Origin of the sequence: Caballeronia sp. NK8 (assembly GCF_018408855.1) — a bacterium.
Lineage (GTDB): Bacteria > Pseudomonadota > Gammaproteobacteria > Burkholderiales > Burkholderiaceae > Caballeronia.
On sequence record NZ_AP024322.1, the window covers coordinates 597,699 to 613,839 of the forward strand.

Genomic DNA, 16,141 nt, shown 5'->3' on the forward strand with positions numbered 1-16,141 from the left:
TGGAGGCACGCCCCATGGCCAAGTTCTTTATCGATCGCCCGATTTTCGCGTGGGTGATCGCCATCATTCTGATGCTGGCGGGTCTCGCGTCGGTCACGACGCTGCCGGTCGCGCAGTATCCGACCATCGCGCCGCCCGCGATCCAGATTTCCGCCAACTATCCCGGCGCGTCGGCGCAGACCGTGGAAAACACCGTCACGCAGGTGATCGAGCAGCAGATGAGCGGGCTGGATCACCTGCTGTATCTGTCATCCACATCCGATGACAGCGGCACCGCGACCGTCACGCTGACCTTCGCCGCCGGCACCAACGCGGACATCGCGCAGGTGCAGGTGCAGAACAAGCTGCAGCTCGCCACGCCCAATCTGCCGGCGGTCGTGCAGCAGCTGGGCATCAGCGTGACCAAGTCGAGCAGCAGCTTCCTGCTCGTGCTGGCGTTCGTGTCCGAAGACGGCAGCATGACGCGCGACGACCTCGCGAACTACGTGGCGTCGAACGTGCAGGATCCGGTGAGTCGTCTGAACGGCGTCGGCACCGTGACGCTGTTCGGCTCGCAGTACGCCATGCGGATCTGGCTCGATCCGAACAAGCTGACCAAGTACAACCTCACGCCGGTGGACGTGCAGAACGCGCTGCAATCGCAGAACGTGCAGGTCGCGGGCGGGCAGCTGGGCGGCGTACCCGCCGTGCCCGGCCAGTCGATGCAGGCGACCATCACCGAAGCGACGCTTTTGCGCACGCCCGAGCAATTCGGCAACGTGCTGCTGAAAGTGAGCCAGGACGGCTCGCAGGTGCGCCTGCGCGATGTCGCGCGCCTCGGTCTGGGCGGCGAGAACTACAACTTCGAGACGCAGTACAACGGCCGTCCGGCGGCGGGCTTCGGCATTCAGCTAGCGACCGGCGCGAACGCGCTCGCCACCGCCAACGCGGTGCGCGCGAAGATCGATCAGCTTTCGAAGTTCTTTCCGCACGGTGTCGTCGTGAAGTACCCGTACGACACGACGCCGTTCGTGAAGCAGTCGATCGCCGACGTGATCAAGACGCTCTTCGAGGCCATCGTGCTGGTGTTCCTCGTGATGTATCTGTTCCTGCAGAACCTGCGCGCAACGTTGATTCCGACCATCGCCGTGCCGGTGGTGCTGCTCGGCACCTTCGCGATCATGGGGGCGGCTGGTTTCTCGATCAACACGCTGTCGATGTTCGGCCTCGTGCTCGCGATCGGCCTGCTGGTGGACGACGCCATCGTGGTGGTGGAGAACGTCGAGCGCGTGATGACGGAAGAAGGGCTTTCGCCGAAGGAAGCCACGAAAAAGGCGATGAGCCAGATCACCGGCGCGCTCGTCGGCGTGGCGCTGGTGCTCGCGGCGGTGTTCGTGCCGGTGGCGTTCACGGGCGGCTCGGTCGGCGCGATCTACCGTCAGTTCTCGCTGACGATCGTCTCGGCGATGGGCCTTTCGGTCCTCACCGCGATGGTGCTCACGCCGGCACTGTGCGCGACCATGCTGAAGCCGCATCCGAAGGGGCACGAGGAGAAGAAGACGGGCTTCTTCGGCTGGTTCAACCGCACCTTCGCGAAGAGCCAGGCGAAGTACCACGGCGGCGTGGCGCACGTCATCAAACGCTCGGGGCGCTGGCTCATCATTTATCTGGTGATCATCGTCGCGGTCGGCATGTTGTTCACGCGTCTGCCGAAGGCGTTCCTGCCGGATGAAGACCAAGGCACGATGTTCGTGCTGGTGGCCACGCCCGCCGGTGCCACGCAGGAAATGACGCAGCGCGCGCTGGACGATGTCGCGGGTTATCTGCTGAAGAAGGAAAGCGCCGTCGTCGAGTCGGTGTTCACGGTGAACGGCTTCAGCTTCGCGGGTCATGGTCAGAACTCGGGCCTCGTCTTCGTGCGGCTGAAGGACTTCAAGCAGCGCACGAGCGCCAACGAGAAGGTCCAGGCGCTGGTAGGCCGCACTTACGGCACGTTCGCAGGCTACAAGAACGCGCTCGTGTTCCCGGTGAATCCGCCGTCCATTCCGGAACTCGGCACGGCTTCGGGCTTCGACTTCGAGCTTCAGGACCGCGCCGGTCTCGGGCACGAAAAGCTCATGCAGGCGCGCGCGATGCTGCTCGGCATGGCCGCGAAGGACCCGACCCTCGCGCAGGTTCGGCCGAACGGACTGAACGACGCGCCGCAGTTCAAGGTGAGCATCGACCGCCAGAAGGCGATCGCGCAGGGCGTCGATCCGTCGATGATCGACCAGACCTTCTCGATCGCGTGGGCATCGAAGTATGTGAACAACTTCCTCGATACCGACAGCCGCATCAAGAAGGTCTACATGCAGAGCGATGCGCCGTTCCGCATGTCGCCGGAGAACATCAATAGCTGGTACGTGCGCAATGCGTCCGGTTCGATGGTGCCGTTCTCGTCGTTCGCGACGACCGAATGGAGCTACGGCTCGCCCAAGCTCGAGCGCTACAACGGTTTGTCGTCGATCGAAATCCAGGGCGTCGCGACGCCGGGCAAATCCACCGGCCAGGCGATGGCCGCGATGGAAGCGCTCGCGGCGAAGCTGCCGGCCGGCATCGGCTATGAGTGGACGGGGCTGTCGTATCAGCAGATCCAGTCCGGCTCGCAGGCGCCGATTCTCTACGGCATTTCGATTCTCGTCGTGTTCCTGTGTCTCGCGGCGCTGTACGAGAGCTGGTCGATTCCGTTCTCCGTGATCATGGTCGTGCCGCTCGGCGTGATCGGCGCATTGCTCGCCGTGTCGCTGCGCGGACTGGAGAACGACGTGTTCTTCCAGGTCGGCTTGCTCACCACGGTCGGGCTATCGGCGAAGAACGCGATTCTGATCGTCGAGTTCGCGCGCGATCTCCAGCTCTCGCAAAAGATGGGGCCGATCGAAGCGGCGCTGGAAGCGGCGCGCCTGCGTCTGCGGCCGATTCTGATGACCTCGCTCGCGTTCATTCTCGGCACCATGCCGCTCGCGATCAGCAACGGCGCGGGCTCGGGCAGCCAGCACGCGATCGGCACGGGCGTGATCGGCGGCATGGTGACCGCGACTTTCCTCGCCATTTTCATGGTGCCGATGTTCTTCGTCGTCGTGCGCGCGCGCTTCGGTGGCGACAAGGAGGACACGGATGCCGCGCTTGCTCGTTATGAAACGCAGCGGCGTGCGCAACAGGGCAACGAAGGACACTGACATGCGTAGACTTTCCTTGATTGCAACGGCCATCGCCATGCTGGCGACCGGCTGCACGATGGCGCCGAAGTACGAACGCCCCGCCGCGCCGGTATCGGCGAGTTTCCCGACGGACGGCGTGTATGCGACGCAGCCCGTCGCGGCGAATGGCGGCGCGCGCAGCGCGGATGGCGCGGCCGCGGCGGATATCGGCTGGCGCGACTTTTTCGTCGATGCGCGCCTCGAGCGGCTCATCGACATCTCGTTGAAGAACAACCGCGACCTGCGTGTCGCGATGCTCAACGTGCAAGCCGCGCAGGCGCAATACCGCGTCACGCGTTCGGAGCTGTTTCCGACGCTCGACGCGCAGGCCGGCCAGTCGAAGCAGCGCACGCCGAAGGATCTGTCCTTTTTCAACCAGACGATCCAGAACACTTACTCGGTGGGTCTGAACGCGTCGTGGGAAATCGACCTGTTCGGCCGCGTGCAGAGCCTGAAGGATCAGGCGCTCGCGAAGTACTTCGCGACGGCGTACGCGCGCAAGGCGACGGAAATCTCGCTCGTGTCGCAAGTGGCGACGCAATATCTGCAAGTGCTGCAAGCCGATGACCTGCTCGCCGTCACGCGGCAGACGCTCAAGAGCGCGAGCGATTCCTACGGCATTGTGAAGCTGCAGTTCGACAACGGCACGGCGTCGGAGCTCGACGTGAGCCAGGCGCGCACGGTGATGGAAAGCGCGGCGGCGAACCTGCAGGCGCAGGAGCGTGCGAGGGCGCAGGCGGTGAATGCGCTCGTGCTTTTGCTCGGCGAACCGATGCCGGACGATCTGCCGGGCGGCATGTCGCTCGACGGGCAAAACCTGCTCACGGATATTCCGGCGGGGTTGCCGTCGGATCTGTTGCTGCGTCGGCCAGACATCATGGAGGCCGAGCAGAATCTGCTGGCGGCGAACGCGAATATCGGCGCGGCGCGGGCGGCGTTCTTCCCGAGCATTTCGCTGACCGGCAGCTTCGGCACGCTGAGCCCGACGCTCGGCGGGCTGTTCAAGCCGGGCTCGGCGGCGTGGAGTTTCGCGCCGACGATCACATTGCCGATTTTCGAAGGCGGTCAGAATCTTGCGAATCTGGATCTCGCGAACATCCAGAAGAGAATCGAGGTCGCGCAGTATGAGAAGGCGATTCAGTCGGCCTTCAGCGACGTCGCGAACGGGCTTGCCGCGCGTGGCACTTACGATCAGCAGATCGCGGCGCTCGAGCGTGATACGGCTGCGCAGCAGCGGCGGCTGGATTTGTCGACGCTGCGTTATCGGCAAGGTGTCGATAGCTATCTCGGCGTGTTGACGGCGCAGCAGGATTTGTATGCGGCACAGCAGACGTTGATTTCGGCGCGGACGCAGCGGCTGGCCAATCTCGTGGCGCTGTATCAGGCGCTGGGAGGCGGGTGGGTCGAGCGGACGGGGGATGTGCCGCGGGCGGTGGATTCGTGAGATGAGGCGACGCCTCGAGGGTAGGATTTTCGCGCTCGAGGCGTTCCCGGTACCGCCATGGAAGACTCGATTACCAGAACCTGCTCGACAGGGTCATGCAGGCGAACATGGCGGGAAACACAGAGCATGGTCGCCTCGTCGTTGTCGGCGAAACGCCGCCGGTGCTGCTCGCGTTACCTGGGCTGGCTATCAGTCAGTTGCCGTTGGTGATCACGGGAAAGGTCATCGACAAGGTTCATTTCGATCACGGCATCACCCGACCGATGTTGGAGCGCTTGTACGACACAATCGCTCAGCCGAAGGCCGTCTATCGATCCGACACTGCGGGCGGGGCAGTCATCGTTACTTTCGAAGTTCGTCCAGTCGAGTTGCCGGTGATCGTTGCCCTGCATCCTGGAAAGTTGCTCGGTCGCAAAGTATGCAACGTGATCGCAAGCATCTACGCGAAGGAATTCGTGAGAATCGAAGAAGTCTGGAAGAGGCGAGGACTGCTGTTGTGGGAGCAGAAAAGAAAATGCCCCGCAGGCGTCACGACAACAGAGGCTCTGATTGCCAAGTGTGGGACGACGCCATGAAGCTTTGCGAGGCACAGTCAGTATATCCGTCCTGACCGTACCCTGCCACCGCGAAACACCTTTGCGACACAAAACAAAAAAAACGCCGCGGCTCTCACCGCGGCGCCCAACGCAAGCATCCAGCAAACACTTCCAGGGTTACGACTTCCTCAATGCGCGTCGCCCGCATGAGCCGCGCCTTCGAATTCATGCGCTGCCTCACGCGCGTCACGCCGCGCCTCGCGTTCCTTTCGAACGCCATTGAACACGATGTTCAAAACCACCGCCGACACCGAAGCCAGCAGAATCCCGCTGTGAAGAATCGGCTCCAGCGCGTGCGGCAGTTGCGTGAAGAATTTCGGTGCGACCACCGGCACCATGCCCATCCCCACGCTCACCGCGACGATGAACAGGTTGTGCTGATTCTTCGAGAAGTCCACGCGCGACAGCGTCTTGATGCCGTTCGCCGCCACCATGCCGAACATCACGATGCCCGCGCCGCCGAGCACGAACGGCGGGACCGAAGCCACCACCTGCGCCATCTTCGGAAAGAGACCGAGCACGACCAGAATCACGCCGCCCGTCGCGCAGACGAAACGGCTCTTCACGCCCGTCACGCCGATCAGCCCGACGTTCTGCGAAAACGACGTGTGCGGGAACGAGTTGAAGATGCCGCCGATCAGCGTGCCCAGACCATCCACACGCAGACCGCGCACGAGCGCTTTCTGATCGACCGGACGCTCGACGAGATCGCCGACCGCGAGGAACATGCCCGTCGATTCGATGAACGTGACGAACATGACGATGACCATCGTCGCGACGGAGAGCGCATCGAAATGCGGCATGCCGAAGTGGAACGGCAGCACGATGCCGACCCACGGCGCGCTCGCGACGCCATCCATGTTCACGTGGCCGAGCGTCGCGGCGATGACAAACCCCACGACGATCCCGAGCAGCACCGAAATATTCGCGATGAACCCACGCGCGAACTTGTTGATGAGCAGAATCAGCGACAGCACCACGAGCGAAAGCAGCAGATACACCGGATTGCCGTAATCAGGATTGCCGATGCCGCCCGCCGCCCAGTTGATGCCGACGCCCATCAGCGAAAGACCGATCACCGCGATCACCGTTCCGACCACGACCGGCGGAAAGAAGCGCAGCAGCTTGCCGATCATCGGCGCGAGCAGGATGCCGATCACGCCCGCCGCGATGGTCGCGCCGAATACGTCGAGAATGCCGAGCGAGGGATTCGTGCCGATCGCGACCATCGGTCCGACGGCCGCGAACGTGCAGCCCATGATGACGGGCAGCCTGATGCCGAAGATCCAGAGGCCGAGCGTCTGGATCAGGGTAGCGACGCCGCACGAGAACAGGTCGGCGCTGATGAGGAACGCGACCTGGTCTTTGGGCAGGCCCATCGCGGCGCCGAGAATCAGCGGCACCGCGACCGCGCCCGCGTACATCACGAGAACGTGCTGTATGCCGAGCGTGAGCAGTTGTCCGGCGGGCAGCCGTTCGTCGCACGGGTGCACGGACGGTTTCACTGAACTTGAAGCCATGTCTCTCTCCTTTATCGCCTTCCATTTGATTGGCCTCCAAGTTAAGTGCATTAAAAGGTGCGAACAAGACCGCGCGGCGCTATACGCCGCGTTCGCGCGCCGATATGGGTTGCGCGCGCCATCGGTGGTGCAAATGGCCGCAGGCCCCGGCCACAAGGGGTTTGACGCATATCGCGCGAAATTCGTCGTGTGACGGAAGGCCGCGGTCTTCGGGTGGTCGTTATGATGTGCATCACGCCGCGCGTATAGTCCGTTTTTCGCATTCATCGCGTGACGGCGGGGTAAACCCCGGTTTTACGCGTTTTCCCTAACGTCTTTTCAGACTCGAAATTCCATGCGTTTCTTAGGCATCGATCTCGGCACGGGCTCCCTGAAACTCGCCATCGTCGACGGCGACGGTCGCGAAACCGCAGCGTCGAGCGCGGCTTATGCGGTGACCAGCGCGCAGCCCGGTTGGGCCGAAACGACCGTCGATGCGTGGTATTCGGCGCTCGTCAGCGCCGCTTCGCGCCTGCCCGCGAACGAGCGCGAAGCGGTGTGCGCGATCGGCTTTTCCGGGCAGATGCACGGTGTCGTGCCGGCCGCCGCCGATGGCCGCGCGTTGCGCGCCGCCATGCTCTGGCCCGACACGCGCGCCCGCGATCTGCTCGACGCGTGGCCCGGCCCGCAGAGCAATCCGGTCGCGCCCGGCATGGCCGGGCCGTTGCTGCGCTGGCTTGCGCTGAACGAACCGCAGACCGCTGCCGCCACGCGCTGGGCGCTCCAGCCGAAGGACTGGCTGCGCGCGAAACTCGGCGGAACGTTCGTGACCGATGCGTCGGACGCATGCGCCACCGCGCTCGCCTTGCCATCGGGCGATTGGGACGATGCGCTCATCGACAAACTCGCTTTGCCGCGCGCGTGGTTTGCGCCGCTCGCAGCATCGCATGAAAGCGGCGGCATGCTGTCGGCGGAAGCGGCGGCGGAACTCGGCCTGCGCGCGGGCATTCCGATGGCCGTCGGCGCGGGCGATACGCCGTGCGCCGCGCTCGGCAGCGGCCTCGCGTCCGATGGCGACGCGCTGCTCACCACCGGCACGGGCGGCCAGATCGTCGTGATGTGTGCGCGAGCGCCCGCGCCGGCGCACGGTCTGCACACGTATCGTGCCGCGACCGGCGCGTGGTATCGCATGGCGGCGATGCAGAACGTCGGCGTCGCGCTGGAAGCGGTGCGCGGCTGGCTCGGCCATGCATCGTGGCCCGAAGCCTACGACGACGCATTCACCGCCGACGCGAGCGCGTCCGTGAGCTTTCTGCCCTATCTGAGCGGCGAGCGTTCTCCGTGGATGAACCCCAACGCGCGCGGCGGCTGGCTCGGTCTGGGCCTCGACGACACGCGCGGCACGATGATGCGCGCCGCGTTCGAAGGCGTGGCATTCGCCTCGCGTGCGGGACTCGACGCGATACGCGCCAACGGCGCCGCACTCGATTCGATGTTGCTCGCGGGCGGCGGCTCCGTCGATCCGCGCTGGCGTCAGTTGCTGGCCGACGCACTGCGCGTCGAGCTGCACGCCGTCGATTGCCCGAACGCGGCCACACGCGGCGCGGCGCTGCTCGGCGGCATCGCGGCGGGCCACTGGCGCATGGGCGATCTCGTATCGCTCGCACCCACGGCGACGCTCGCCGCGACGCCGCGCGCGAACCCATCGCTCGACGAACGGCTCGCACGCTTCATCGATCTGTACAGGCGTGCCGAAGACTGGTTCGCAGTGAAGCGCGAGTCCGCTTAAACTTTCGTACCTTTGATCCCGATGCCATTCGCGTCGGGCAGTATGAAGCGGCGCTTCATATGAGCGGTAACTGAAGCTCGCTTCGTCACGACAACATCGACCTCAGCCATGCCCGCACCCTCGCCGTCACATCCCGATTTCCGCTCGCGCGCGTTCCTGCGCGATCACGCGCTGCGCACGATGACCTTCTATCACCCGCACTGCATGGACCCGGCGGGCGGCTTCTACCACTTCTACAAGAACGACGGCACGATCTACGACCGTACTTCGCGTCATCTCGTATCGAGCACGCGCTTCGTCTTCAACTACGCGATGGCGTACAAGCACTTCGGGCTCGATGAATATCGCGGCGGCGTGGCGCATGGCATCGACTATCTGCGCGAATTTCATCGCAATCCGCAGACCGGCGGCTATGCGTGGACGTTGAATGGCCGCGACGTCACCGATGCGACCAACCATTGCTATGGCCTCGCGTTCGTCGTGCTCGCGTATGCGAAGGCGGTCGAAGCCGGATTCGACGAAGCCCGCGCGTATCTCGACGAAACCTGGAACCTGATGGAAACGCGCTTCTGGGATGCGCCGCACGGACTCTACAAGGACGAAGCGAGCGCGGACTGGCAGGTGTCCGGCTATCGCGGGCAAAACGCGAACATGCATACCTGCGAGGCGCTGCTCGCCGCGTTCGAAGCGACCGGCGAAGCGCGCTATCTCGATCGCGCGGCCTTGCTCGCGGACAACATGGTGAACCGTCAGGCCGGGCTCGCGGGCGGCCTCGTGTGGGAACACTACAAGCCGGACTGGTCGATCGACTGGGACTACAACAAGGGCGACCGCAGCAACATCTTCCGGCCGTGGGGCTTTCAGCCGGGACACCAGACGGAATGGGCGAAGCTGCTGCTGATTCTCGACCGTCATCGTCCCGAGGCGTGGCATGCGAAGCGTGCGCGCGAGCTGTTCGACCGCGCGCTGGAACTGTCGTGGGATCACGAGCACGGCGGCATGGTCTACGGCTTCGATCCCGACGGCAAGTTCTACGACGAAGACAAATATTTCTGGGTTCAGGCCGAATCGCTCGCGGCGGCGGCGCTGCTCGCGGACCACGCGCAACGCGATGGCGACGCCGCGCTCGCCGTGCGTTACTGGAACGATTACGATCGCCTGTGGGCCTATAGCTGGGAGCATTTCGTCGATCACAAGTGGGGCGCGTGGTATCGCATCCTCACGCGCGACAACCGCCAGTACAGCGACGAAAAGAGCCCGGCCGGCAAGGTCGACTATCACACGATGGGCGCATGCTACGAAGTCCTGAATGTCGTGCGCTGACACTTTCACAACCTTGGGAGCTAATTGATGAAGACGAAAGCAGCAATCGCATGGGAAGCCGGCAAGCCGTTGACGATCGAGGAAGTCGATCTCGAAGGCCCGCGCGCGGGTGAAGTGCTGATCGAAGTGAAGGCGACGGGCATCTGCCACACCGACTACTACACGTTGTCGGGCGCGGACCCGGAGGGCATCTTCCCGGCGATTCTCGGACACGAAGGCGCGGGCGTGATCGTGGATGTCGGGCCGGGCGTCGGCACGCTGAAGAAGGGCGATCACGTCATTCCGCTTTACACGCCGGAGTGTCGCCAGTGCAAGTTCTGTCTGTCGCGCAAGACGAATCTCTGTCAGGCGATCCGCTCGACGCAAGGCAAAGGCCTGATGCCCGACGCCACCTCGCGCTTTTCGCTCGATGGCAAGCCGCTCTTTCACTACATGGGCACGTCGACGTTTTCGAATTACATCGTCGTGCCGGAGATCGCGGTCGCGAAAGTGCGTGAAGACGCGCCGTTCGACAAGATCTGCTACATCGGCTGCGGCGTGACGACGGGCGTGGGCGCCGTCGTGTATTCGGCGAAGGTCGAAGCGGGCGCGAATGTCGTCGTGTTCGGGCTCGGCGGCATCGGCCTGAACGTGATTCAGGGCGCGAAGATGGTCGGCGCGGACAAGATCATCGGCGTCGATATCAATCCAGGTCGCGTCGAGCTTGCGAAGAAGTTCGGCATGACGCACTTCATCAACCCGAAGGAAGTCGAGAACGTCGTCGACCATATCGTGCAGTTGACCGATGGCGGCGCGGACTATTCGTTCGAATGCGTCGGCAACACGAAGCTGATGCGTCAGGCGCTCGAATGCACGCACAAGGGCTGGGGGCAGTCGTTCATCATCGGCGTGGCGGCGGCGGGTGAGGAGATCAGCACGCGTCCGTTCCAGCTCGTGACGGGCCGCGAGTGGAAAGGCTCGGCGTTCGGCGGCGCGCGCGGACGCACCGATGTGCCGAAGATCGTCGACTGGTACATGGAAGGCAAGATCAATATCGACGATCTGATCACGCATCATCTCAAGCTGGAGCAGATCAACGATGGCTTCGACCTGATGAAGAAAGGCGAATCGATCCGTTCCGTCGTCATCTATTGAGCCAGGAGAAGTCGATGCTGGAACTCGTGGAAGAACATCGTTGCTTCGACGGCGTGCAGCGCATCTATCGTCACGATTCGCAGACGATCGGTTTGCCGATGCGCTTTTCCGTTTTCTTGCCGAAGGAGGCCGCGTCGCAAAAGGTGCCGGCGCTGTTTTATCTCGCCGGCCTTACCTGCACCGAGGAGACGTTTCCGATCAAGGCGGGCGCGCAGCGTTACGCGGCCGAGCACGGCATTGCGCTGATCGCGCCGGACACATCCCCGCGCGGGGCGGATATTCCGGGTGAGAAAGACGCGTGGGATTTCGGCGTCGGCGCGGGCTTTTATGTCGATGCGACGCGTGAGCCGTGGGCGCGGCGTTATCGCATGGATTCGTATGTGACGCGGGAATTGCGTGAGACGGTGCTGGCGGAGTTGCCGGTGCGCGAGGATCGTATCGGCATCTTCGGGCATTCAATGGGCGGGCATGGGGCGCTCGTGCTCGCGTTGCGCAATCCGGATCTGTACGCTTCAGTGTCGGCGTTCGCGCCGATTGCGGCGCCGTCGCAGTGTCCGTGGGGCGTGAAGGCGTTTTCGGGCTATCTCGGCGATGATCGCGAGGCGTGGAAGCAATACGATGCGAGCGAGCTCATCAAGGGGGATGCTGCCTCGCGCTTCGAAGGCGGGATTCTGATCGATCAGGGGCTGGCGGATCAGTTTCTTGCCGAGCAGTTGCATCCGGAGGTTTTCGAGCGCAACGCACGGGAAGCGGGGCATGATGTGATCGTGCGTCGGCACGAAGGTTATGACCACGGGTATTTCTTCATCGCGACTTTTGTGGGTGAGCATGTCGCGCATCATGCGAAGGTGCTGTGTCGGTGAAGGATCTGGTTGGCTTGGTCCGTAGCAGCCCAAGCCAACCGCATCAATGCCCGCGTCGCCCAAGCAAACTCGCGCCATACACCAGCGCGGCCAACATCGTGATCCAGAAGCTCGTCGGCCAGTCCGTGTAATACGCGAGCGCGAGCCCGATCCACGCCTGCCCGAGCGCGAACAGCGCCGCGAGGATCAACCCTGACGACAGCCGCGTCGTCACATTCTGCGCCGCGGCCGCAGGACCGACCATCAACGCGAAGACGAGCAGCACCCCAACGATCTGCGTGCAAGCCGCAACCGCCAGCGCGGTAATGGCGAGAAACAGCACGGAAACGAGCCGCAACGACACGCCCTTGGCCTCCGCAAGCTCCGGCTGCAACGACGCGAACAGCAAAGGCCGCATGATGAAGCCGAGCGCGCCGAGGCTCACGACGGCGAGGCCCGCCAGCACCACGAGCGTCTCATGACTCACGCCGAGCACGTTACCGAAGAGCAGCGCCGTAGCCTGCGTCGCATACGCGGTGAAGAAGTGCAGAAACAGCAGCCCGAACCCGAGCGATAGCGAAAGAATCACGCCGATCGCCACATCGCGGCCCGAGAGCCGCTCGCCGAGCGCGCCCATGCCGACGCCCGCCGCGAGCGTGAAGCCGACCATCCCCCAGAGCGGCGACACGCCGAGCAGCACCGCGCCCGTCGCGCCGGTGAAGCCGACGTGCGACAGCGCATGACCCGCGAAGGTCTGCCCGCGCAGCACCAGAAAATACCCGACGATTCCCGCCAGCACCGCGACGATCCCCGACGCCGCGAATGCATTCACCATGAAGTCGTATTCGAACATTGTGCTTTCTATTTGATGTGGCTGTGACCGTGACCGTGCTCATGCGCGTGATCATGCTCATGCTCGTGTTCATGCTCTTCGCCTTCCTCGTGCGCGTGATCGAGCTTGTCGATTTCGACATCGCCCGACATCACGAAGATGCGGCCGTTCACGCGCATCACGTCGATGGGCGATCCATACAGACGCGACAGCACGGGTTTGGAGATGACTTCATCGACGGTGCCGAGCGCCGCGCGCCCGCTGCCGAGATACAGCACGCGATCGAGCGAATTCAAAAGCGGATTGAGTTCGTGCGCCGAGAACAGCACGGTGATGTTCAACTCGCGCTGCACGCGTCGAACGAGTTCGACGACACCCGTCTGATGGCGCGGATCGAGGCTGATGAGCGGCTCGTCGAGCAGCAGCAGACGCGGATTGCCGAGCAGACACTGCGCGAGCAACAGGCGCTGACGCTCGCCGCCCGACAGTTCCGACAACGGTCGCGAAGCCAGTTGATGCGCGCCGACGAGATCGAGCACGCGTTCGACATCCGCGCGAATCTGCGCATTGCGATGTGGCAGACCCCAGCGATGCCCGTCCGCCGCCATCGCGACGAAATCGCGTCCCAGCACGCGCCGGTTGGCGAGTCCCGTGCGAATCTGCGGCATATAGCCGATCGACGCATTGCCGCGCTCGACCGCTTCGCCGTTCACGCGGATCGTCCCGCTCTTGACCGGCACGAGCCCGAGCAGCGCGCGCATCAGCGTGGTCTTGCCCGCGCCGTTCGGCCCGAGCACGCCGATGAACTCGCCGTTGCGTACCGTGAAGCTCGTGTCGTTGAGAATCTCGCGCCCGCCGAGCGCGAGCGTCACGCGATCGACTTCCAGCGCGGCCTGCGTGGGTGCGGCGGCGTTCATCGTTGCCATCCTTGCAGTGCGCCCGCGAGCGCGTCGAGTTGCGACTGCATCCATTGCTGATACGTCTTCTTCGCGGGCAAGGTCTCCGTCACGCTGATGCTCGGCACATGCGCGTCCTTCGCGACGTTGAGCAGACGCTTCGTCAGCGCGCCGGTCGCCTGACTGTTGTAGATGAGAACGTGCACGCGGCGCTCGCGCAGATCCTTTTCGAACGCGGCGATATCGGCAGGGCTCGGCTCGGTCTCGTTCATCGACGCCAGCTGGAAGCGCTGGTTGCGCATCTCGAAGCCGATCGCATCGGCCATATAGCCGAATACCGGCTCGGTTGCCGTCACGGGCACGCCCTTGTAGCGTGCCTTCATCTGCGCGACGCTGGCGTCGATGGGTTTCATCGAATCGAGGAAAGTCGCGAGGCGCGCGTCGTAGTCGCTCTTGTGCGACGGGTCCGCGCTCGCGAGATACGCACTCACCGCTTTGGCGACGGCGGGCATCGTCGCCGGGTCGTACCAGAGATGCGGATTGTCGCCGGACTTCTTGTCGACGAGCTTCGCCGCGACGATCACCGTGCGCTTGTCATTGCTCTTCGATGCCGAGAGCAGCTTGTCCATCCACGGATCGTAGTCCGCGCCGTTATAGACGACGAGCGCCGCATGCTGCAACGCGCGCGCGGTTTTCGGGCTCGCTTCGAAGAGATGCGGGTCTTCATCCGGATTGCTGAGGATGCTCGTCACCTGCACGCGATCGCCGCCGAGCTGGCGGATGACGTCGCCGTAGAAGTTCTCCGCCGCGACGACCGGCACGCGCGCGGTCTGCGCCGTTGCCGCGTTGCAAAAGCCGAGCGTGAGGGCGAGGCAGGTCAGGACGTGCGCGAATTTCATCGGGTTCCTCGGGTTGTAGTGTTCTCGATGCGAAGCGCTTCAGGCGCCGCGATGCTTTTTCTGACAGTCGGCGCACAGGCCGCTCAGTTCGACGACCTGGTGATGCACCTGAAAGCCATGCGCGGGCGGACTTGCCGAGAGCGACGACGCGAGTTCGCGGCCCTGGATTTCGAGCGTGGCGCCGCATTCATCGCAGATGAGGAACTGGCTTTCGTGCGGCGTGCCCGCGTCGCAGCACGCGACGAACGCGTTCTTCGATTCGATGCGATGCACGAAGCCGTTCTCGACGAGAAAATCCAGCGCGCGATACACCGTGGTCGGCGGCACGCGCGCGCCGCGCTTGGGCTCCATGACGTCGATGAGGTCGTAGGCGCCGATCGGCTTGTGCGCCTTCAGCACGAGTTCGTAGACCTGGCGGCGCAGCGGCGTGAGTGCGACGCCGCGTTCGATGGCGAGGGCTTCGGCGCGCGCCAGAATGGATTCGAGGGATGCGGTCATGACGTGGTCCTGCAAGGGTTGAAGCACGAGCGGGCAGGCCGCTCGTCGGACGATTCCGAGATGATATAACGTATCACGATCGTGTGCATGTTCGAGCATGCTTCTTTTTGCCGTGCGCGGTACGTACCTTGCTGCCTCGCCCCTGCCAGACGGGTTTTCCCCAACACCCCAAGCCGTTTGCGCGCCGCAACATCGAAACCCGTGCCGATGCCTTGACACGATCACGCGCAACGCCGATCATTCGATCAAACAGAGAGCAATTGTTCATTCGCAGAGCGTTCGCTCGGGCGAGTAGCGATTCAAAGCTATCGGAGACATCGGTGAGATTGAGAGACAAGGTCGCGATCATCACGGGCGCTGCGAGCGGCATCGGCGAAGCGGTTGCGCGGCGCTATCTGGAGGAAGGCGCCCAGATCGTCGCCGTCGACGTGAAAGACGAGCACGACATGGCGCAGCGTTTCGCGGACGTCGCCGCGCGCGTGCTCGCGCTCAAGGCGGACGTCACGCGACGCGAAGATATCGAGCGCATCGTTGCGCGTACCGTCGAGCAGTTCGGCGGCGTCGACATTCTCTTCAACAACGCGGCGCTCTTCGACATGCGCCCGATCCTCGACGAATCCTGGGACGTCTACGACCGCCTCTACGCGGTCAATGTGAAAGGCATGTTCTTCCTGATGCAGGCGGTCGCGAAGCGCATGGTCGAGCAGGGGCGCGGCGGCAAGATCATCAATATGTCGTCGCAGGCCGGACGGCGCGGCGAGGCGCTCGTGTCGCATTACTGCGCGACCAAGGCGGCGGTCATCAGCTATACGCAATCGGCGGCGCTCGCGCTCGCGAAGGAGCGCATCAACGTGAACGGCATCGCGCCGGGCGTCGTCGATACCCCGATGTGGAAGGAAGTAGACGCGCTTTTCGCGCGCTACGAGAACCGGCCGCTCGGCGAGAAGAAGCGGCTCGTCGGCGAGGAAGTGCCGCTCGGGCGCATGGGGCTGCCCGCCGATCTGACTGGCGCGGCGCTCTTTCTGGCGTCATCGGACTCGGATTACATCACCGCGCAGACGATCAACGTCGATGGCGGCAACTGGATGAGCTGATGCGGCCGCACTCGCGCGCGGCTTATGGCTTGCAGCGCGGGAAGCACCGTCTATAGTGAAACGGCGTCAGGACGAAGGCG

13 protein-coding genes are annotated in these 16,141 nt (G+C 63.9%); 8 read left to right on the forward strand and 5 right to left on the reverse strand.

Features of this window, described 5'->3' with window-relative positions; all coding sequences use genetic code 11:
* Positions 1-14: 14 nt before the first annotated feature.
* From NK8_RS02810 to NK8_RS02820, 3 genes are all read left to right on the forward strand, one after another.
* On the forward strand, positions 15-3,194 hold the full coding sequence (locus tag NK8_RS02810; protein ID WP_213227297.1) for an efflux RND transporter permease subunit: 3,180 nt from the start codon (positions 15-17) through the stop codon (positions 3,192-3,194).
* A 1-nt stretch (position 3,195) separates the two neighbouring features.
* Complete coding sequence (locus NK8_RS02815; protein ID WP_213227298.1) at positions 3,196-4,659, forward strand: efflux transporter outer membrane subunit; 1,464 nt, start codon at positions 3,196-3,198, stop codon at positions 4,657-4,659.
* A 95-nt stretch (positions 4,660-4,754) separates the two neighbouring features.
* Complete coding sequence (locus NK8_RS02820) at positions 4,755-5,234, forward strand: hypothetical protein (RefSeq protein WP_213227300.1); 480 nt, start codon at positions 4,755-4,757, stop codon at positions 5,232-5,234.
* A 149-nt stretch (positions 5,235-5,383) separates the two neighbouring features.
* Here NK8_RS02820 and NK8_RS02825 read toward each other — a convergent pair whose 3' ends face one another.
* Complete coding sequence (locus NK8_RS02825) at positions 5,384-6,775, reverse strand: nucleobase:cation symporter-2 family protein (RefSeq protein ID WP_213227302.1); 1,392 nt, start codon at positions 6,773-6,775, stop codon at positions 5,384-5,386.
* 334 nt (positions 6,776-7,109) lie between these two features.
* On the opposite strand from NK8_RS02825, the gene NK8_RS02830 reads away from it, so the two are divergent.
* The 4 genes from NK8_RS02830 to fghA all read left to right on the forward strand — a co-directional run bounded on the left by NK8_RS02830 (position 7,110) and on the right by fghA (position 11,863).
* Positions 7,110-8,543, forward strand: a complete 1,434-nt coding sequence (locus NK8_RS02830; RefSeq protein WP_213227305.1) for a xylulokinase — start codon at positions 7,110-7,112, stop codon at positions 8,541-8,543.
* Positions 8,544-8,651: 108 nt separating this feature from the next.
* Positions 8,652-9,866, forward strand: coding sequence for an AGE family epimerase/isomerase (locus tag NK8_RS02835; RefSeq protein WP_213227307.1), 1,215 nt, complete (start codon positions 8,652-8,654; stop codon positions 9,864-9,866).
* A 27-nt stretch (positions 9,867-9,893) separates the two neighbouring features.
* On the forward strand, positions 9,894-11,000 hold the full coding sequence (locus NK8_RS02840) for an S-(hydroxymethyl)glutathione dehydrogenase/class III alcohol dehydrogenase (protein WP_162064994.1): 1,107 nt from the start codon (positions 9,894-9,896) through the stop codon (positions 10,998-11,000).
* Between the two features lie 14 nt (positions 11,001-11,014).
* Positions 11,015-11,863 carry an S-formylglutathione hydrolase gene (fghA, locus tag NK8_RS02845; RefSeq protein ID WP_213227309.1) on the forward strand — a complete coding sequence of 283 codons (849 nt, stop codon included), beginning with the start codon at positions 11,015-11,017 and terminating at the stop codon, positions 11,861-11,863.
* Positions 11,864-11,906: 43 nt separating this feature from the next.
* Here fghA and NK8_RS02850 read toward each other — a convergent pair whose 3' ends face one another.
* Genes NK8_RS02850 through NK8_RS02865 form a run of 4 tightly spaced genes read right to left on the reverse strand, consistent with a single transcriptional unit; the run spans position 11,907 to position 14,967 of the window.
* Entirely contained in the window at positions 11,907-12,695 is a 789-nt protein-coding gene (locus NK8_RS02850) for a metal ABC transporter permease (RefSeq protein WP_162064996.1), read from the reverse strand.
* Positions 12,696-12,703: 8 nt separating this feature from the next.
* Positions 12,704-13,600, reverse strand: coding sequence for an ATP-binding cassette domain-containing protein (locus NK8_RS02855; RefSeq protein ID WP_213227311.1), 897 nt, complete (start codon positions 13,598-13,600; stop codon positions 12,704-12,706).
* Complete coding sequence (locus NK8_RS02860; protein ID WP_213227313.1) at positions 13,588-14,469, reverse strand: metal ABC transporter solute-binding protein; 882 nt, start codon at positions 14,467-14,469, stop codon at positions 13,588-13,590. The genes NK8_RS02855 and NK8_RS02860 overlap by 13 nt, the downstream gene beginning before the upstream one ends.
* 39 nt (positions 14,470-14,508) lie before the next feature.
* Positions 14,509-14,967, reverse strand: a complete 459-nt coding sequence (locus tag NK8_RS02865) for a Fur family transcriptional regulator (RefSeq protein ID WP_061172936.1) — start codon at positions 14,965-14,967, stop codon at positions 14,509-14,511.
* Positions 14,968-15,287: 320 nt separating this feature from the next.
* On the opposite strand from NK8_RS02865, the gene NK8_RS02870 reads away from it, so the two are divergent.
* On the forward strand, positions 15,288-16,061 hold the full coding sequence (locus tag NK8_RS02870) for an L-iditol 2-dehydrogenase (RefSeq protein ID WP_162065005.1): 774 nt from the start codon (positions 15,288-15,290) through the stop codon (positions 16,059-16,061).
* Positions 16,062-16,141: the final 80 nt, after the last annotated feature.

Excerpts from the sequence above, each read along its gene's own strand:
- NK8_RS02850 (WP_162064996.1), bottom strand. The coding sequence starts at position 12,695 with ATGTTCGAATACGACTTCATGGTGAATGCATTCGCGGCGTCGGGGATC.
- NK8_RS02810 (WP_213227297.1), top strand. The coding sequence starts at position 15 with ATGGCCAAGTTCTTTATCGATCGCCCGATTTTCGCGTGGGTGATCGCC.
- NK8_RS02830 (WP_213227305.1), top strand. The coding sequence starts at position 7,110 with ATGCGTTTCTTAGGCATCGATCTCGGCACGGGCTCCCTGAAACTCGCC.
- NK8_RS02860 (WP_213227313.1), bottom strand. The coding sequence starts at position 14,469 with ATGAAATTCGCGCACGTCCTGACCTGCCTCGCCCTCACGCTCGGCTTT.
- NK8_RS02855 (WP_213227311.1), bottom strand. The coding sequence starts at position 13,600 with ATGGCAACGATGAACGCCGCCGCACCCACGCAGGCCGCGCTGGAAGTC.
- NK8_RS02815 (WP_213227298.1), top strand. The coding sequence starts at position 3,196 with ATGCGTAGACTTTCCTTGATTGCAACGGCCATCGCCATGCTGGCGACC.
- NK8_RS02865 (WP_061172936.1), bottom strand. The coding sequence starts at position 14,967 with ATGACCGCATCCCTCGAATCCATTCTGGCGCGCGCCGAAGCCCTCGCC.
- NK8_RS02820 (WP_213227300.1), top strand. The coding sequence starts at position 4,755 with ATGCAGGCGAACATGGCGGGAAACACAGAGCATGGTCGCCTCGTCGTT.
- NK8_RS02835 (WP_213227307.1), top strand. The coding sequence starts at position 8,652 with ATGCCCGCACCCTCGCCGTCACATCCCGATTTCCGCTCGCGCGCGTTC.
- fghA (WP_213227309.1), top strand. The coding sequence starts at position 11,015 with ATGCTGGAACTCGTGGAAGAACATCGTTGCTTCGACGGCGTGCAGCGC.
- NK8_RS02825 (WP_213227302.1), bottom strand. The coding sequence starts at position 6,775 with ATGGCTTCAAGTTCAGTGAAACCGTCCGTGCACCCGTGCGACGAACGG.
- NK8_RS02840 (WP_162064994.1), top strand. The coding sequence starts at position 9,894 with ATGAAGACGAAAGCAGCAATCGCATGGGAAGCCGGCAAGCCGTTGACG.